The organism is Janibacter corallicola NBRC 107790 (assembly GCF_001570965.1).
GTDB lineage: Bacteria > Actinomycetota > Actinomycetes > Actinomycetales > Dermatophilaceae > Janibacter > Janibacter corallicola.
In genome coordinates this window covers 1-17,517 of record NZ_BCSR01000054.1, presented here as the reverse complement: position 1 = coordinate 17,517, position 17,517 = coordinate 1, and the positions used below count along the sequence as shown (strand labels likewise).

18 protein-coding genes are annotated in these 17,517 nt (G+C 73.1%); 3 read left to right on the top strand and 15 right to left on the bottom strand.

Going from position 1 to position 17,517, the window contains the following annotated elements:
- Window positions 1–95 precede the first annotated feature (95 nt).
- The 6 genes from rplS to JCO01S_RS13875 all read right to left on the bottom strand — a co-directional run bounded on the left by rplS (window position 96) and on the right by JCO01S_RS13875 (window position 3,864).
- Window positions 96–452, bottom strand: coding sequence for a 50S ribosomal protein L19 (gene rplS, locus JCO01S_RS13900; protein ID WP_068256996.1), 357 nt, complete (start codon window positions 450–452; stop codon window positions 96–98).
- A 231-nt stretch (window positions 453–683) separates the two neighbouring features.
- Entirely contained in the window at window positions 684–1,877 is a 1,194-nt protein-coding gene (gene trmD / locus JCO01S_RS13895) for a tRNA (guanosine(37)-N1)-methyltransferase TrmD (protein WP_068256993.1), read from the bottom strand.
- A gap of 4 nt (window positions 1,878–1,881) precedes the next feature.
- Complete coding sequence (rimM, locus tag JCO01S_RS13890) at window positions 1,882–2,421, bottom strand: ribosome maturation factor RimM (RefSeq protein WP_068256990.1); 540 nt, start codon at window positions 2,419–2,421, stop codon at window positions 1,882–1,884.
- A gap of 87 nt (window positions 2,422–2,508) precedes the next feature.
- The gene (locus JCO01S_RS13885) at window positions 2,509–2,751 is read right to left on the bottom strand and encodes an RNA-binding protein (protein ID WP_068256987.1); all 243 of its coding nucleotides are present in this window, start codon (window positions 2,749–2,751) and stop codon (window positions 2,509–2,511) included.
- Window position 2,752: 1 nt separating this feature from the next.
- Window positions 2,753–3,241 carry a 30S ribosomal protein S16 gene (gene rpsP / locus JCO01S_RS13880; protein WP_068256984.1) on the bottom strand — a complete coding sequence of 163 codons (489 nt, stop codon included), beginning with the start codon at window positions 3,239–3,241 and terminating at the stop codon, window positions 2,753–2,755.
- A gap of 164 nt (window positions 3,242–3,405) precedes the next feature.
- Window positions 3,406–3,864: an RrF2 family transcriptional regulator gene (locus JCO01S_RS13875; protein ID WP_068256979.1), complete on the bottom strand. Its 459-nt coding sequence runs from the start codon at window positions 3,862–3,864 to the stop codon at window positions 3,406–3,408.
- A 153-nt stretch (window positions 3,865–4,017) separates the two neighbouring features.
- On the opposite strand from JCO01S_RS13875, the gene JCO01S_RS13870 reads away from it, so the two are divergent.
- Window positions 4,018–4,935, top strand: coding sequence for a sulfite exporter TauE/SafE family protein (locus tag JCO01S_RS13870; protein WP_068256976.1), 918 nt, complete (start codon window positions 4,018–4,020; stop codon window positions 4,933–4,935).
- A gap of 4 nt (window positions 4,936–4,939) precedes the next feature.
- Here the strand turns inward: JCO01S_RS13870 and JCO01S_RS13865 are convergent, their stop codons facing one another.
- From JCO01S_RS13865 to ffh, 4 genes are all read right to left on the bottom strand, one after another.
- Window positions 4,940–6,028: an amidohydrolase family protein gene (locus tag JCO01S_RS13865; RefSeq protein WP_068256973.1), complete on the bottom strand. Its 1,089-nt coding sequence runs from the start codon at window positions 6,026–6,028 to the stop codon at window positions 4,940–4,942.
- Window positions 6,029–6,055: 27 nt separating this feature from the next.
- Window positions 6,056–6,703: an SDR family oxidoreductase gene (locus JCO01S_RS13860; RefSeq protein WP_068256970.1), complete on the bottom strand. Its 648-nt coding sequence runs from the start codon at window positions 6,701–6,703 to the stop codon at window positions 6,056–6,058.
- Window positions 6,704–6,775: 72 nt separating this feature from the next.
- The gene (locus JCO01S_RS13855; RefSeq protein ID WP_068256967.1) at window positions 6,776–7,564 is read right to left on the bottom strand and encodes an alpha/beta fold hydrolase; all 789 of its coding nucleotides are present in this window, start codon (window positions 7,562–7,564) and stop codon (window positions 6,776–6,778) included.
- A gap of 6 nt (window positions 7,565–7,570) precedes the next feature.
- A complete protein-coding gene (gene ffh, locus JCO01S_RS13850; protein ID WP_068256964.1) occupies window positions 7,571–9,193 on the bottom strand; it encodes a signal recognition particle protein in 1,623 nt (540 codons plus the stop codon).
- Between the two features lie 85 nt (window positions 9,194–9,278).
- Between ffh and JCO01S_RS13845 the strand changes: the two genes are divergently transcribed.
- Together JCO01S_RS13845 and JCO01S_RS16120 are read left to right on the top strand one after the other, a co-directional pair.
- A complete protein-coding gene (locus JCO01S_RS13845; RefSeq protein WP_157074637.1) occupies window positions 9,279–9,767 on the top strand; it encodes a DUF4333 domain-containing protein in 489 nt (162 codons plus the stop codon).
- A gap of 29 nt (window positions 9,768–9,796) precedes the next feature.
- Complete coding sequence (locus JCO01S_RS16120; RefSeq protein ID WP_068256962.1) at window positions 9,797–10,897, top strand: thiol-disulfide oxidoreductase DCC family protein; 1,101 nt, start codon at window positions 9,797–9,799, stop codon at window positions 10,895–10,897.
- Between the two features lie 67 nt (window positions 10,898–10,964).
- Here the strand turns inward: JCO01S_RS16120 and ftsY are convergent, their stop codons facing one another.
- From ftsY to JCO01S_RS13815, 5 genes are all read right to left on the bottom strand, one after another.
- On the bottom strand, window positions 10,965–12,425 hold the full coding sequence (ftsY, locus tag JCO01S_RS13835) for a signal recognition particle-docking protein FtsY (protein ID WP_068256999.1): 1,461 nt from the start codon (window positions 12,423–12,425) through the stop codon (window positions 10,965–10,967).
- An 8-nt stretch (window positions 12,426–12,433) separates the two neighbouring features.
- Complete coding sequence (locus tag JCO01S_RS13830; RefSeq protein WP_068256959.1) at window positions 12,434–12,883, bottom strand: DUF309 domain-containing protein; 450 nt, start codon at window positions 12,881–12,883, stop codon at window positions 12,434–12,436.
- A gap of 17 nt (window positions 12,884–12,900) precedes the next feature.
- Window positions 12,901–14,871 carry a M13 family metallopeptidase gene (locus JCO01S_RS13825; protein ID WP_068256956.1) on the bottom strand — a complete coding sequence of 657 codons (1,971 nt, stop codon included), beginning with the start codon at window positions 14,869–14,871 and terminating at the stop codon, window positions 12,901–12,903.
- Entirely contained in the window at window positions 14,868–15,074 is a 207-nt protein-coding gene (locus JCO01S_RS13820; RefSeq protein WP_068256953.1) for a hypothetical protein, read from the bottom strand. The genes JCO01S_RS13825 and JCO01S_RS13820 overlap by 4 nt, the downstream gene beginning before the upstream one ends.
- A gap of 50 nt (window positions 15,075–15,124) precedes the next feature.
- On the bottom strand, window positions 15,125–17,517 hold a 2,393-nt coding region (locus JCO01S_RS13815; RefSeq protein WP_068256950.1), incomplete at its 5' end, for an SMC hinge domain-related protein.

Genomic DNA, 17,517 nt, shown 5'->3' with positions numbered 1-17,517 from the left:
CCCCCGCCGATGGCTCGGCGGGGGTCGGGTCATGGCCCGTCCGGGCAGGGTCCGTGGGCACGTGGGTCAGCCGCAGACCGCTCGGGCGGGGGCCGTCACTTGGAGGAGGTCTCCCGCTTCTCGCGGACGCGGGCGGCCTTGCCGACGCGGTCGCGCAGGTAGTACAGCTTCGCGCGGCGGACGTCACCGCGGGTGGCCACCTCGATCTTCTCGACGGAGGGGGTGTGCACCGGGAAGGTGCGCTCCACACCGACACCGAAGGAGACCTTGCGGACGGTGAAGGTCTCACCGACACCGGCACCGTGGATGCGGATGACCACGCCCTGGAAGACCTGGACACGGCTGCGGTTGCCCTCGACGACCTTGACGTGCACCTTCACGGTGTCACCGGGGCCGAAGCTGGGGACGTCGTCCCGCATGGACTTCTTGTCGATCTCGTCGAAACGCTGCATGGCGCTGTCGCTTCCTGCAGGCGCCACAGGTCGCCCGCCCTCGTGTTCCTGGGAGGAGTGCACTCGCCGCCGCGCACCGGGGTCATCGCAGTCGCGATGTCGATCCGGTACTCCCCCTGTGGCAGGGGCGGCTCTAGAGGAGCGCGATGGACGATTCTGCCAGAGGTCGGGCCGCGACCGGAAATCGCGGCCCGACCTGACGTGGCGGCCGGCCGCGGCTGCCGACGAGGATCATGCTCGGCGCGTGAGGTCCACCGTGCCCGGGCCCTCCCCTTCGCCGCTGATGCGGTAGCCGGCCTTGCGGTAGATCCGCAGCAGGCGTTGCTGGTCGGCGCCGGTGTTCAGCCAGTAGGTGTCCACGTCCGGGGGCGCCAGCGACTCGGCGAGGGCGAGCAGCTCCCGGCCCAGCCCACGCCCCTGCAGGTCGGGGACGACCATCAGCCGGCCGATCTGCCACGTCCTGGGCTCGGTCGGGTCCCGGCGCACCCGGACCGAGCCGACGAGCCGCCCGCCGGAGCGGAAGACGTGGGTGCTCCAGTGCTCGAGGTCCGCCGCCACGGTGTCCGCGTCCTCGGCCGGCGCCCCCCACCAGTTCTCGACGGGGGCGACCATCTCGATCCAGCAGGCCTTCTGCAGCACGGCCAGCTCGGCGGCGTCGGCGGGGGTCGCGACCGCGTGGTCGAGGTCGGCCAGGCCACCGGTCGTGGCGGCGTCGTGGAGCAGGTCGGGCCGCCGGGCCGCGGTCCGCTCGAGCCGCTGCCGGTGTCGCCAGTCCGCGATGGCTGCGTGGTTGCCGCCGAGGAGGACCTCCGGGACCACGCGCTCCACCCCGTCGCCACCGTCCCACGTCGCCGGTTTGGTGTAGATCGGGTACTCCAGCAGGCCCCCTTCGTGGGACTCCTCGACCAGCGACTCGGCATTGCCGACCACGCCCGGCAGGAGGCGGCCGATCGCCTCGACCATGGCCAGGACGGCCACCTCTCCCCCGTTCAGGACGTAGTCGCCGAGGGAGACGACGCGCACCTCCATCCGCTCGGCGGCCCACTCGTACACCCGCTCGTCGATGCCCTCGTAGCGGCCGCAGGCGAAGGCCAGCCACGGAGCCTTCGCCAGCTCCCGCGCGCTCGCCTGGGTGAAGCGCTCGCCACCGGGGCCGGGGACGAGCAGCACCGGCGCCGGACCGCTGCGGCCGTCGGCGGAGTCGAGGACGTGGGTGAGTGCCTCGCTCCACGGCTGGGCCTTCATCACCATGCCGGCGCCGCCGCCGTAGGGCGTGTCGTCGACGGTGCGGTGGCGATCGTGGGTGAAGTCGCGCAGGTCGTGCACCCGCAGGTCGATGATGCCCTCGCGGCGAGCCCTGCCGATGAGCGAGAGGTCGAGGGCGGCCAGGTAGTCGGGGAAGATCGTGACGGCGTCGATGCGCACCCGCTCAGTCCTCCAGCGAGTCCAGGTCGAGCAGGCCGGGCGGGGCGTCGACGACCACGACGCCGGCCTCGAGGTCCACGTCGGGCACGATCTGGGCGACGAGCGGGACGAGTGCCTCCTTCCCGTCCGGACGGAGCACCCGCAACCGGTCCTGGGCGGCGCCGAGGTCGAGCCCGACGACCTCCCCGACCACGCTGCCGTCGGGGGCGATCGCCTGCAGACCCGCGAGGTCCTGCTCGTACCAGCCCTCCTCGTCGTCCTCGGCGTCCTCCGGCAGCACCAGCCGGGTGCCGCGCAGCGACTCCGCCCCGGTCCGGTCCGGGATCCCCTCGAAGCCGAGCAGCCAGATCCCCCGGTGCACGCGGGCGGTGGCGAGGGTGAGCTCGCGGGGCACGCCGGAGCCCGGCTCGGCGACCGTCGCGAAGACGGCGCCGGGCACGAGGCGCCGCTCGGGGTCGTCGGTGTGCAGCTGCACGGTGACCTCACCGCGCAACGCGTGCGGCTTGCCGATGCGGGCGACGACGGCGCCGTGGTCGGGTGTCATGGGCACAACCTACGTGCCCACGACATGACGAAGGGAGCCTGCACCCGGTTCGGGTGCAGGCTCCCAACGCGTGGCGACCGGTGGGGCTCAGCCCTCGCGGTCGGTGTCGACGATGTCGACCCGGATCTTCTCGCCGTCGGAGAGGGCGCCGAGGACGGTGCGCAGCGCCGAGGCGGTGCGGCCGGAGCGGCCGATCACCCGGCCGAGGTCGTCGGGGTGCACGCGCACCTCGAGGACCTGGCCGCGGCGCAGGTTCTTGCTCCGGACGACGACGTCGTCCTTGTGGTCGACGATCCCGGTGACCAGGTGCTCGAGCGCCTCGTCGAGCACGTCAGGCCTCGGGGTTCTCTGCGGGTGCCTCGGCGGGGGCGCTCGGGGCGTCGTCCTTCGCGGCCGGCTCGTCGGCGGCCTGCTCCTTGGCGGCCTCCTTGTCGGCCTTCTTCTTGGAGGTGATGGCCTCGTGCTCGCTGGCCTCCTTGTCGGAGCCGGCGAGGGCGGCCTCGTAGAGCTCCTTCTTGGACGGCCTGGCCTCGGGGGCCTTGAGCGAGCTCTCGGGGGCGGCCTCGCCCTTGAACTGCTGCCAGTCACCGGTGAGCTTCAGCAGCGCGGCGACGGCCTCGGTGGGCTGGGCGCCCTGGGAGAGCCAGTACCGCGCACGCTCCCCGTCGATCTTGACCACCGAGGGCTCCTCGGTGGGGTGGTACAGCCCGATCTCCTCGATCGCACGACCGTTCCGCTTGGTGCGGGAGTCCATGACGACGACGCGGTAGAAGGGGGCGCGGATCTTGCCCATCCGCTTCAGGCGAATCTTGACGGCCACGTGAGTGGTCTCCTGTTCCTGTGTCATGAGCAGCGGCGAGACCGGGTGGGGACACGCGGGGTACCGACTGCTCGGGGTGTAGGCGTCCGCCGCAGCGAGAGGGGTCGCGGCGCACGGGTACAGCGGGCCATTCTGCCAGAGCCCGGGCCCCCCGCCCCAATCGGTCAGCGGTTCTCCCACGCCCCGGGCAGCTCGAGGGCGCGGCGGACACCCTCCGGCAGGTCGCCGGAGACCACGTCGGCCAGGGTCGTGGCGTCCAGGACCGAGCGGACGCTGGCCCGCACCGCGACCCACACGGCCTGCAGGTGGGCGGCGGCCCCGTCGTAGGTCGTGGCCTGGGGGCGCTCGCCGCGCACCTCGGCCAGCGGCCCGTCCACCGCCCGGATGACGTCACCGACGTGGATCTCCCCCGCCGGGCGCGCCAGCGAGTAGCCGCCCCCGGCGCCCATGCGGCTCGTGACGAGGGAGGCCCGGCGCAGGTCCGAGAGGATCGTCTCGAGGAACTTGCGCGGCAGGTCCTGCTCCTCCGCCAGCCGCACGACCGACACCCGCGAGCCCTCGTCGAGTCCCGCGAGGGTGAGCATGGCGCGGACCGCGTAGTCCGAGCGGGCGGAGATGTGCATGCCCCCCATTCTCACCGAAGGGTGGCGGGCGAAGGGGGTGGCCCCGCCGCGGCTCCTTGACGCGCGAGGTCGGCCCACGGTAGACAACTCCCATAACTCCCACTGGACATGTCGGAGTTATGGGACTTCAACCTCACCGTGAAGGAACCGCACATGCGCATGCTGCTTCTCATCGCCCTGGCGGGCCTCGCCGGCCAGCTGGTCGACGGCGCGCTCGGGATGGCCTTCGGGATCACCTCGACCACGGTGCTCCTGACCGGCGGCATCTCCCCGGCCGTCGCCTCGGCGAGCACCCACCTGGCCGAGATCGGCACGAGCGCCGCCTCGGGCCTCTCCCACTGGCGTTTCGGCAACATCGACTGGGGCAAGATCCTCTGGCTGGCGGTTCCGGGTGGGCTCTCGGCCTTCGTGGGAGCGACCTTCCTCACCTCGATCCCCGCCGACGCCGCGACGCCCGTCGTGGCGGTCATCCTCTTCGGGATGGGGGTCTACATCCTGACCCGGTTCGCCTTCGACCGGTCGGGCCCGACCGTCCGGGCGGGCGGCCTGCCCCGGTGGTTCCTCTCCCCGCTGGCCGTGGTGGCCGGCTTCCTCGACGCCGTCGGTGGTGGCGGCTGGGGCCCGGTCGGGTCCTCGACGCTGCTCGCGTCGCGTCGGATGGAACCGCGGAAGGTGGTCGGCACCATGGCCGCCGCCGAGTTCGTCGTCACCCTCGGTGCCAGCGCCGGCTTCCTGCTCGGACTGAGCACCTCCGAGATCCCCTTCACGATCGTCGGGGCGCTGCTGCTCGGCGGTGTCGTCGCCGCCCCCTTCGCCGCCTGGGTCGTGCGGCTCATGCCGGCCCGCGTCATGGGCACCCTCGTCGGCGGCCTCATCCTGGTCACGAATGCGCGCACCTTCCTGCTCGCGATCGGGGGCGACGCGCTCGTCGGCCCGGGGATGTACGCCGCGGTGACCGCGGTCTGGCTGGGTGCCGTGACGGTCGCCGTACGTGCCCACCGGCGGGAGAAGGCGGCCGTGGAGTCGCCCGAGCAGCAGGAGGCTCCGACCACCCCTCGGGTGGAGGTGTAGGCGACTACCGCCCCGCCACCCGGGCGCCCCGCAGGATCACGTGCTCCGGGTCCAGGCAGGTGCGCACGTCCGCGCGGGGGTCCTCGGCCAGGACGACGAGGTCGGCGTCCTCCCCTTCGTGGATGCCGGGACGCCCCAGCCACTCGCGGGCTCCCCAGGTTCCCGCGGCGAGTGCCTCCGGGGAGGAGAACCCGGCCCGAGTCAGCTGTTCCATCTCCTGCGCGACGAGCCCGTGGGGCAGCGAGCCACCCGCGTCGGTCCCGACGTAGACCCGCACCCCGGCCTCGCGGGCGGCGGCGATGGTCTCGTAGCGCCGCGCGTGCAGGTCGAGCATGTGCCGGTGGTAGTCGGGGAACTTCTCCTGCGCGGGCGCCGCGATCTGCGGGAAGGTCTCGATGTTGACCAGCGTCGGGACTATGGCGATGTCCTGGTCGGCGAAGGTCTGGATCGTCTCCGGCAGCAGCCCGGTCGCGTGCTCGATGCAGTCGGTGCCCGCGGCGGCGAAGTCGGCGAGCGACTCCTCGCCGAAGCAGTGCGCGGTCACCCGGGCCCCCTCCTCGTGGGCCACGGCGATCGCCTCGGTGAGCACCTCCCTCGGCCACAGCGGACCGAGGTCGCCGCGCTCGCGGTCGATCCAGTCGCCGACGAGCTTGACCCACCCGTCCCCGGCGCGCGCCTCGGCCCGCACCCGGGAGACGAGCTGCTCGGGCTCGACCTCGTGCGCGAAGTTGCGGATGTAGCGCTTGGGCCGGGCGATGTGCCGGCCGGCTCGGATGACCTTCGGCAGGTCGTCCCGCTCGTCGATCCAGCGGGTGTCGGCGGGCGAGCCCGCGTCGCGGATCAGCAGGGTGCCGGCGTCCCGGTCGGTGAGCGCCTGGGCCTCGCTCGTCTCGTCGTCGACCGCGCCGTGGGCGTCCAGCCCCACGTGGCAGTGGGCGTCGACGAACCCCGGCAGCACGAAGCCGTGGACCGTCTCGACCTCACCGGACGTCGGCGGCGTGAAGGAGATCCGCCCGTCGACGACCCACAGCTCACCGACGCTCTCCTCCTCGGAGAGCAGGATCTCACCCGTGACGTGGAGCACATCAGCCATGGCCCGACACTATCGGCCCGGGCTCGCTCACCGCAGGGCGTCGCCGATGGGCGTGCCGCCGTCGTGGAACTCGATCGTGCGGCCGACGGTGCCGTTGGCCTCGAGGGACTCCGCGATCACCCGGGCGACGTTCGCGCGGGAGACCTCGCCGCTGCCCTCGGCCCGACCGGCAACGTTGATCGAGCCGGTCGCGGGGCCGTCGGTGAGCTTGCTCGGGCCGAGGACCGTCCAGTCCAGGTTCGTGCCACGCAGGTGCTCGTCGGCCTTCGCCTTGGCCTCGGCGTAGTGCCAGAAGGGGGTCTGCGGGTCCACGCCGTGGTCCGGGCCGGCCCCGTTGTAGGAGACCATGACGTAGCGGCCCACCCCGGCCGCGGCGGCGGCGTCCATCGAGCGGATGGCCGCCTCCTCGTCGACGGCCTTGGTGCGGGCGGGGTTCCCGCCACCGGCTCCGGCGGACCAGACGATCGCGTCATGGCCCCCGACGAGCTCGGCGAAGGCGTCGGTGTCGAGCTGCTCGACGTCCGCGACGACGGCGTGGGCTCCGGTGCCCTCGACCTCGGCGACGTGGTCCGGATTGCGCACGACGGCGGTGACCCGGTGGTCGGCCTCGACGAGCTGTGGGTGCAGCTGCATGGCGATCTTGCCGTGACCACCGATGACGACGATGCGGGCCATGATGGGCGTCCTTCCGGTCGACGAGGTGTCCTCCTCCACTCCATCACACCGGGCCTCCCACGGCGAGAGGGGTCAGTCGGCGGTGACGAGTGCCCGCAGCGCCGCGAGGGTGGTGTCCGGCTTCTCCGAGTGCACCCAGTGGCCGGCCCCCTTGACCACGACCCTGCGGGTCCGGGGGAAGAGGGCCCGCATGGCCCCCTCGTGGGCCTCGTCGGCGTAGGCGGAGCGCTCCCCCGCCAGCCACAGCACCGTCCCCTCGAAGGGGGCCAGGCCCGCCACCCGCTCCGCGGGCCAGCCGGTGATCCGGTCCAGGTCGCGCCCGAGGACCTCCAGGTTGGCCTGCCAGCGCCACCCCGTGCCCTCGCGCCGCAGGTTCTGCAGCAGGAAGGAGCGCACGCCGGGGTCGGCGGCCACCGGGGTCATCGCCGCGTCGGCCTCCGCGCGGCTGCCGATGCGTTCCAGGTCCAGAGCCGCCATGCCGTCGATGTACCCGCGGAACTCACTGCCCCCGGAGGAGTCCACGGGGGCCATGTCCACGACGACGAGGCGGTCCACGATCTCCGGGTGCAGCAGCGCGAGCAGCATGACGACCTTGCCGCCCATGGAGTGGCCGACGACGATCCACGGCTCCTCCCCGCCGATGGCGGTGAGGTTCTCGGCGAGGACCTCGGCCATGTCCACGTAGTCGAAGTGCTCGGTCCACGGCGAGCGCCCGTGGTCGGGCAGGTCGAAGGTGGTCGGCCGGGCGACGTCCTCCAGCCCCTTGGCGATCTGGCTCCAGTTGCGTCCCTGGCCGAACAGGCCGTGGCAGAAGGCGATCCGTGGGCCCGTCTCACCCGTGCTCGTGTGGTGCAGGCGCATCGCCCCTCACTTCCCGAGGAACTTCTCGAACCCCTTCGGCAGCTGGGAGGGGTCGATCTCGGAGGGGTCGGGCACGCCGGCCCCCTGTCCACCACCGCCGAAGGCGGACCCGGCCGAGCCGGCGGAGCGCTGCCGGGCGCGCTCGGCGGCCTCCCGCTCCTGCTGGGCCCGCTTGGCGGGGTTGCCGGACTTGCCCTTCTTCTTGCGCTGCTGGGATTTGCCCTTCTTGCGGCCCCCGCCCGCGCCGCCGCCGGGTGCCCCCGGCATACCGGGCATGCCACCGCCGCGCGCCATCTGCTTCATCATCTTCTGCGCCTGGCCGAAGCGCTCGAGGAGCTGGTTGACCTCGCTCACCTGCACACCGGAGCCCTTGGCGATGCGGGCCCGGCGGGAGCCGTTGATCTGCTTGGGGTGGCTGCGCTCGAAGGGGGTCATCGAGCGCACGATGGCCTCCACCCGGTCGAACTCCCGCTCGTCGAGGGCGTCGAGGGCAGCGGCGTTCTGCGCCATGCCGGGCATCATCTTCAGCATCGACTTCAGCGAGCCCATCCGCTTCACGGCGGCCATCTGCTGCAGGAAGTCATCGAGCGTGAAGTCCTCCTCGGCGAGGAACTTCCGCTGCATCTCCTCGGCCTCGCCCCGCTCGAAGGCGCGCTCGGCCTGCTCGATGAGGGTGAGCACGTCACCCATGTCGAGGATCCGGCTGGCCATGCGGTCGGGGTGGAAGACCTCGATGTCCCGGACGGTCTCGCCGGTCGAGGCGAACATGATCGGGCGGCCGGTCGTGCCGGCGACGGACAGGGCGGCGCCACCGCGGGCGTCACCGTCGAGCTTGGAGAGCACGACACCGGTGAAGTCGACCCCGTCGAGGAAGGCGCTGGCGGTCTCGACGGCCGCCTGACCGATCATCGCGTCGATGACGAAGAGGACCTCGTCCGGCTCGACGGCGGCCCGGATGTCCGCGGCCTGCTGCATGAGGTCGGCGTCGACGGCCAGCCGACCGGCGGTGTCGATGATGACGACGTCGTGGTGCTGGCTCTCGGCCTGCGCCACACCCGCCCGGCTCACCGAGATCGGATCACCGAAGGAACGGGTGCCCTCGCCGCTCTCCAGCGTCGCGTCGTGGCCACCGGTGTTGCCGCGCTCGGGCGCGAAGACCGGCACGCCGGCACGCTCACCGGTGACCTCGAGCTGGGTGACGGCGTTGGGGCGCTGCAGGTCCGCGGCGACGAGCAGGGGGGTGTGGCCCTGCTCCTTCAGCCAGGCACCGAGCTTGCCGGCGAAGGTGGTCTTGCCCGAGCCCTGCAGGCCAGCGAGCATGATGACGGTCGGCGGCCGCTTGGCCAGCTGGATCGTGCGGGTGTTGCCACCGAGGATCTCGACGAGCTCCTCGTTGACGATCTTGATGACCTGCTGGGCCGGGTTGAGCGCCTGGGACACCTCGGCGCCGGTGGCCCGGTGGCGCACCGCCTTCGTGAACTCCTTGACGACGGGCAGCGCCACGTCCGCGTCGATGAGGGCCATCCGGATGTCCCGGACGGTCTTGTTGACGTCGGACTCGGACAGGCGCCCCTTGCCGCGGAGATTCTTGAAGGTCGCGGTCAGGCGGTCGGACAGGCTGGTGAACACCCGCCCAAGGCTATCTGCTGTGGCGGCCGGTCCGTGCACACCCTCGGGCACCGCCGGTGCCCGCGCTGGCCTACCGTGGCCGCTGATGAGCACACCGCCTCCACCGTGGCCCGGCCACCCCTACGCCGGGGGGTCCCCCTTCGTCCCGCAGCGCAGGGGCCTGCCGGTGTGGGCGTGGGTGATCGGCGGGGTCGTCGCGCTGCTGGTGCTGCTCTGCTGCGTGGGCACGGCCGTCGCCGGGGTCGTCCTCTACGCGGACCAGGAGTCCTCCTCGTCCCCGACGACGCACGGGGGCTCGGAGCCGCCGCCGGACGCCCCGCCGAACACCGACGCCAGCGTGCTGCTGCCCGCCCAGCGTGTCGAGCAGCACGTGGCCAGCGGTCTGGACGGCGCGGCCGCGGAGGAGATCTCCTGCCCCGAGGACCTGGTGCTCGTCGAGGACAGCTCGACGACGTGCACCCGCAGCACCCCCGGCGGGACGGACCTGGAGGTCGACGTCGAGGTGGACTGGGCCGTGGTGACCGGCCCGGAGAACGTCGAGTTCTACCTCAGCTTCACGCAGGCCGCGGTCTGAGGCCGGGACCACCAGCAGGAGGAGGGACCATGCGAGCCGTGCTCGTCTTCGACGGTGGCTGCGGCGTGTGCAGCTCCTTCGCCCGGCTGGTCCGGCGGTGGCTGCGGGGCCGCCCCGGCGACTTCGACGTCGTGCCCTTCCAGGAGGCGGAGCTGGGCCGGCTGGGGCTGACCCGGCAGCAGTGCGAGGAGGCCCTGCAGTGGGTCTCCGCCGACGGCCTCATCGCCTCGGGCCACGAGGCGGTGGCCGCGCTGCTGCGTGCCTCGCGCTGGTGGGCACGTCCGGCGGGGGTGATCATCACGCTGCCGGGTCCCCGCACCCTGGCCGCCCTCGCTTACGGTTGGGTTGCCGGACACCGTTACATGCTCCCGGGGGGGGACGCCGGCATGTTCTTCCTCCGGGACGAACCAGCAGTAGGGAGACCCATGACGACGCCACCTCCGCCCCCACCAGGACCGGGACGACCGGACCACAACCCCTTCGGGCAGGGCCAGCCCGGCCAGCCGCCGTACGGTCAGGGCCAGCCCGGGCAGCCGGCCTACGGCCAGGACCCGTCCGGCTACGGCGGAGGCTACGGCCAGCCGCCGCAGAAGAGCGGGGGCGTCCCGGTCTGGGCCTGGATCGCGGGAGCGGTCGTCGCGCTGCTGCTCATCTGCGGCTGTGGCGGCGGCGCCGTCTACCTCGTGAACGAGAGCGACTCCAGCAGCAGCTCGAGCAGCGAGGACTCGACCGACGAGTCCTCGGACGACGAGAGCGAGTCCACGACCGATGAGGAGACCGACTCCTCGACGACGAGCGAGTCCCCGACCAGCTCGCCGAGCAGCAGCGAGCCGACCTTCGGGGAGTCCCAGAGCGTGCCGCCCACCCCGGCCGGCTCCACGCCGAACACCGACCCCAGCTACACGCTGGACTCCTCGCAGCTGGAGAGCCAGATCGCGCGGAAGACCGGCTACCCCGTCTCCGAGGTCTCCTGCTCGAACGACCTCGTCTACGTCGAGGGCCGCACCGCCACCTGCGAGGGACCGGCCCGCAGCGGGTCCGGGACCTCCAACATCCACGTCACGGTGGAGTGGGCCGTCATCGACGGTGACCGGGTCCGCGCGTACTTCACCTTCAACCAGTACAGCTGACGCCCGCGGGCACGAGGGCCCCACCGCCGATCGGCGGTGGGGCCCTCGCGTCGCTGGCGGGCGGTGGTCAGCCGACGATGGCGTCGACGAAGGCCTCCGGCACGAAGGGGGCCAGGTCGTCCGCACCCTCACCGAGGCCGACGAGCTTGACCGGCACGCCCAGGGTGCGCTGCACCGCGACGACGATGCCGCCCTTGGCGGTCCCGTCGAGCTTGGTGAGCACCACACCGGTGATGTCGACCGCCTCGGCGAAGACCTTCGCCTGCGCCAGGCCGTTCTGCCCCGTCGTGGCATCGAGGACGAGGAGCACCTCGTCGATCGGGCTCTGCTTCTCGATGACGCGCTTGACCTTGGCCAGCTCGTCCATGAGACCCACCTTGTTGTGCAGCCGGCCGGCGGTGTCGATGATCACCGCGTCGGACTCGGTGTCCGCGCCGGCCTTCACGGCGTCGAAGGCCACGGCGGCCGGGTCGGCCCCCTCCCGGTCGCTGCGGATGGTCGGCACGCCGACGCGGGCGCCCCAGGTCTCCAGCTGGTCCGCGGCGGCGGCGCGGAAGGTGTCGGCCGCGCCGAGGACGACGTCGCGGTCGTTGGCCACGAGCACGCGGGCGAGCTTGCCGACGGTGGTCGTCTTGCCGGTGCCGTTGACACCCACGACCAGGATGCAGGCCGGGCGCCCGTCGACACGGCTGGCGGCCAGCCCGCGGTCCATGCTCGGGTCGACCAGCTGCAGCATGTCCTGGTAGAGCCAGTCCTTGGCAACCTCCGGGTCGGTGGTCCCGTCGACGGAGACGTGCTCGCGAAGGGAGTCCACGAGCTCGGTCGTCGGCTCGATGCCGAGGTCGGCGGCCAGCAGGGTGTCCTCGACGTCCTCCCAGTCCTCCTCGCTCAGGCTGCCCTGGGAGAGCAGCGCCAGCAGGCCCTTGCCGATCGCACCGTTGGAGCGGGCGAGGCGCACCCGCAGGTTGCGCATCCGGTCCCGGGTGGGGGCCGGGGTCTCCAGCGCCGGCTCCTCCGCGGCCTGCTCGGGCGTGACGGCCGTGGTGTCGAGTGACTCGAGCTCCTCGTCCGTCGCCCCCTCGTCCTCCGCCGGCTCGGCCTCGGGCTCGGCGGGCTCCAGCGGCTCCGCGGTCTCCGGCTCCGGGGCGGGCGGTGCGGTGCGGGCGCGTTCGGGGGCGTCCCCCTCGACGGGGACCTCCGGCTCCTCCGTCTGCTCGGGCTCAGGGGCCCGTTCGGCCTCGGGCTCCGCCGGCTCGGTCTCGGGCTCGGCCTTCGGCGCCGGCTCCTCCGGGGCTGCGGGCTCCTCCGGGGGCGCCTGCGGCTTGGCGTGGTCGCTCGGCCGGTCGAGGACGATCGAGCCGCTGCGGTGGTCGGTGGTGCCCTTGGGGCGCTCCGGTGGCCGGTGCTGCTGCGGCAGCTCCTTGTCCTTGCCACCCCGGCCGCGCAGCAGGCCGACCGCGAGTCCTCCGAGGATGACCACCAGGCCGACGGCGACGGCGATGTACTCAATCAGCGTGTCGATTCCCATCACGGGGATCATCCTCGCAGCCCGGGGACCGGGGTCTCTCCTTCGGGCTCCTCGGCCAGCCTCCCGGCCCACGAGACCAGGCCGGCGACGTCCAGCCCGTGCGGCGGCGCGTCGGCGAACCCGCCGACGCGCTCGGCCGCGCGCACCGCGAGGGCGGTGGCCCCCTTCGCATTGCCGCGGCGCTGGTGGGTCAGGGCCACGCACAGCTGGGCCAGGCCCTGCCACAGGTCCCGCTCCCCCGGGCCGGAGGCCTTCCACTGGTCCTCGAGCACCTCGTGCGCCTGGAAGGGACGCTCCCGGTCCAGCAGCTCCTGTGCCACGTCGATCGCCTGCTCCGGCGGGCGCGGCCCGGGCGGGACCGGGGTGACAGCGGTGCTGCCGTACGGCAGGGGCCGGCCCAGCCCGTCACGGGGGCGGGAGTTCTCCGGACGTCCTTGGGGGTTGCGGTCGCGGGGCATGGCCCCAGTGTGCCCGCTCAGAAGAGGGAGACCCGCTCCTCCGGCGCCAGCCACATGCCGTCGCCCTCCGTCGTGGCGTACACCTCGTGGAAGGCGTCGATGTTGCGCACCGCGTTGCCGCGCACGTCCTGGGGGCTGTGGGGGTCGACGGCCAGCAGCCGCACGGCCTCCTCGGTGCGCGCGTCGCCGCACCAGACCCGCGCCCAGTTCGTGAAGAAGCGCTGCTCGCCGGTCAGCCCGTCCTCGCCGACCTGCTCCGCGCGCTCCCCGACGGCGATCCGGTAGGCGGCGTGCCCGATGGCCAGCCCGCCGATGTCCCCGATGTTCTCCCCGACGGTCAGGGCACCGTTGACGGTGTACCCGGGCGCGTGCCGGGTCTCCTGCCGGTCGAACTGCTCGATGAGGGCATCACGCCGCTCCTCGAAGGCCTCGCGGTCCTCGGGGGTCCACCAGTCGCGCAGGTTGCCCCGGCCGTCGAAGGTCGACCCGGCATCGTCGAAGCCGTGCCCGATCTCGTGGCCGATGACCGCACCGATGCCGCCGTAGTTGTCGGCGTCGTCGCCCTCCGCGTCGAAGAAGGGCGGCTGCAGGATCGCGGCGGGGAAGACGATCTCGTTCAGCCCCGGGTTGTAGTAGGCGTTGACCGTCTGCGGGGTGAGGAACCACTCGTCACGGTCCACCGGTCCGCCCAGCTTGCGCAGCTCCCGGTCGACCTCGAAGGCCGCGACCCGGCGCACATTGCCCACGAGGTCGCCCTCCCGGACCTGCAGGGCGGAGTAGTCCCGCCACGTCACGGGGTGGCCGATCTTGGGGGTGAAGGCCGCAAGCTTCTCGGCGGCCCTCTCCCGGGTCTCCTCCCCCATCCACGTGGAGTGGGCGAAGGAGCGGCGGAAGGCCTCGACGAGGTTGTCGACGAGCTCGTTCATCCGCTCCCGGGCGGCCGGCGGGAAGTGCCTGGCGACGTAGAGCTCGCCGACGGCCTCGCCGAGGGAGGCGTCGACGAGCGAGACGCCGCGCTTCCAGCGGGCCCGCTGCTCGGGGATGCCCGAGAGGGTGCGCCCGACGAAGTCGAACTCCTCCTCGACGGCCTCGGCGTGCAGGAAGGAGGCGAAGGTCGAGGCGACGCGCCAGCGCAGCCAGTCCCGCCAGGTCGCGAGGTCCACCTCGTCCAGCGCGGTGGACAGGCCGTGGAGGAAGTCCGGCTGGCGCACGACGGCCTCGGCGAAGGGGGCCGTCGCCCCGAGTGCCGTGGCCCAGGCGCCCCAGTCGATCGCGGGGGCCAGGTCGGCGAGCGCCTCGGCGTCCAGCAGGCTGTAGGTCTTGACGGGGTCCCGGTTGGTCACCCGGTCCCAGTGCTCGCCGGCGAGGCGGGTCTCGAGGTCGACGACGCGCCCGGCGACCTCGGCGGCCGCCTCCTCGCCCTGGTCGGTGGTGAGGGCGAGCAGCCGCGCGACGTGCCCGCGGTAGGCGGCGAGGGTCTCGGCGTGCTGCTCCTCGCGGTAGTAGGCCTCGTCCGGCAGCCCGAGACCGCCCTGCTCGAGGTAGACGACGTAGCGGGAGGAGTCCTTGTCGTCGGTGTTCACGAAGGGCAGCACGAAGCCGGGGACGCCGTCTCGGGTCAGCCGGCCGGTCAGCGTGACGAGGTCGGCGACGGAGGTCACCTCGTCGACCGCCTCCAGCAGCGGGCGAAGGGGGCCCGCCCCCAGCTCGTCGGCCCGCCCCTCGTCGAGGAAGGAGCGGTAGAGCGCGCCCACCTTGGCCTCGACCTCGGTGGCCTCCTCCGGCGCCTTGTCGGCGACCTCCTCGATGAGCTCGCGCACGTCCGCCTCCGCCCGCTCGCGCAGCACGTCGAAGACGCCGTAGCGCCCGCGGTCGGCGGGGATCTCGACGGCCTCGAGCCAGTGGTTGTTCACATGGCCGAAGAGGTCGTCCTGCGGGCGGACCGAGGTGTCGACCGGTCCGCGCAGCTGGGGCGTCCCGGCGCTCATGAGGCCTTCTTCCTGCCACCGGGCATCAGGCCGGAGGTACCCTTGGCGGCACTGTCCGCGCTCATCCGCACCCTGACCACGACGCGCTCCCCGCGTGCGGTGAGGATGTCCCGGCCCTGGCGGCGTGCGGGGATGAACACGACGGCCATCACCGCGATGGACAACGCCAGTGTGAGGAGAAGTCCCACGATGATGGCAGTCATGCCTTCATGTTGCTACGCACGGGCAGGCGTGCTCAACTCGACCCGCCGGGTCAGGCCGACTGCGGCTCCTCGAGGTGTCGCACCTCGCGCAGCCGCTGGCTCACGAGCGTCGTGATGCCGTCACCGCGCATCGAGACGCCGTAGAGGGCGTCGGCGACCTCCATCGTCTTCTTCTGGTGGGTGATGACGATCAGCTGGCTGGAGTCGCGCAGCTCCTCGAAGAGCCCGATGAGGCGGCCGAGGTTGGTGTCGTCCAGGGCGGCCTCCACCTCGTCCATGATGTAGAAGGGCGAGGGCCGGGCCTTGAAGATCGCGACGAGGGTCGCCACGGCGACGAGGGAGCGCTCCCCTCCCGAGAGCAGCGAGAGCCGCCCCACCTTCTTCCCCGGGGGCCGGGCCTGGACGTCGATGCCCGTGGTGAGCATGTCGTCCGGGTCGGTGAGCACGAGTCGGCCCTCACCACCGGGGAAGAGCCGCGAGAAGACGACCTTGAACTGCTCAGCGGTGTCGGCGAAGGCGTCCGCGAAGACCTGCTCGACCCGCTCGTCGATCTCGGCGACGATCCCGAGCAGGTCCTTCTTGGACTGGCGCAGGTCCTCCAGCTGGGTGGTGAGGAAGGTGTGGCGCTCCTCCAGCGCCGCGTACTCCTCGAGCGCGAGGGGGTTGACCTTGCCGAGGGCGCGCAGCCCGCGCTCGGCCTTCTTGAGGCGCTTCTCCTGCTCGGCGCGCACGTAGGGTCGCGGCTCGGGGAAGTCCTCGGACTCGGGGTCCTCGTCGGGCCCGGCGATGTGCGGGACGAGCTGGTGCGGGCCGAGCTCCTCCATGAGGACCTCCGGCTCGACGCCGAGCTCCTCCACGGCGCGGGCCTGCAGCGTCTCGATGCGGGCGACCTGCTGGGCCCGGGCCACCTCGTCCTTGTGCACCTCGTCGGTGAGGTCGCGCAGGGCGTCCTGCTGCTCGTTCAGCTCGGTGCGCATGGCGCGCAGTGCCTCGTCCCGCTCGGAGCGGGCGCGCTCGGCCTCGGCCTTCGCCCGGTCGGCGACCTCGGCCGCCCCACGGACCCGCGCAGCGGCCCACTCGGCCGCTGTCCGCACGGCGGCGGCCACCTGCGCCTCCTGGCGGCGACGCTCCCTTCGCTCGCGGAGCCGCTCCCGGGCGGCGATCTCGTTGCGGGCCGCCCCCTCGAGGGACTCGGCCCGGCCGTGCAGGGCACGGGCCCGCTCCTCCTTGGTGCGCAGCGAGAGCCGCACCTCGGTCTCGGCGGTGCGTGCGGCGGCGGCCTCGGCGTCGAGCCGCTCCCGGTCATCGCCCCGGTCCTCGGTCTCCTCCTCGGGCTCGGCAGCGGCCTCGGCCAGTCGCTGCTCGAGCCGGGCGAGCTCGGCCCGGTCCTCCTCGAGGGTGGCCTCGACGTCGGTGATCGCCGACCGGGTGCGCTCGGCCTCGGCGCGGGCGGTGCGCGAGGTGGTGCCGAGGGCGCCGAGCTTCTCCGCCACGGCGGCCATGCGGGCGTCGGAGTCGTGCAGGGCCTCCATCGCCGCCTCGACGGCCTCCTCCCGCTCGGTGAGGGTGCTGCGCGCGGTGGTGAGGGCGAAGGTGGACTCCTCGCTGCGCCGGGTCGCCTCCGCGAGCGCCTCGCGGGTCTCGTCGACGGCCGACTGCAGCTCCAGGGTGCTCGGGGCTGCGTTGGACCCGCCGCGCACCAGTCCGGGCCCGAAGACGTCGCCCTCGGCGGTCACGGCGGTGACCTCCCGCACCTGGGTGACGAGGGCCAGCGCCGCGTCGGCGTCCGCGACGACCGCGACCCGGTCGAGGAGCTGCTCGACGGCGGGGCGCACCGCGGCATCGGCCTCGATGACCTCCCGGGCCCACACCGCTCCCTCGGGCAGCTCCGGCCACGCGGAGTGCTCGCTCGTCCTGGCGGTGGGGCCCACGACGAGGGTGGCCCGGCCGGCGTCGTCGGCGCGCAGCTGGCGGACCGCCCGGGCAGCACCGGCGACACTGCCGACGGCGAGGGCGCTGCCCGCCTGGTCCAGTGCGGCGGCGATGGCGGCCTCGTGACCGCCGGTGACGGTGACGAGCTCGGCCACCGCACCGATGATCTCGTGCTCCCCCGCGCCCGCCTCGCGCAGCGCCTCGGCCCCGTCCTTGCGGCGCAGGCTCAGCTCGAGGGCCTCGAGGCGTGCCTGCGCGGACTGCCGGTCCCGCTCGGCGGCGCGGCCGGCCTCGGTGATCCGCTCGACCTCGGCGGCGGCCTCCTCGTGCGCGGCGGCGGCCTGCTCGTAGGTCTGGTCCAGGTCCTCCTCGCTGCCCTCCTCGTCGGCGATCGTGCCCTCGAGGCCGGCGAACTCGCGCTCGGCCTCCTCGGCCCGGGCCACGGCGGTGGTGACGGCCTCGCGCAACCGCCCGACCTCGGCCTCGCCCGCCTCGACACGGGAGCGGCGGG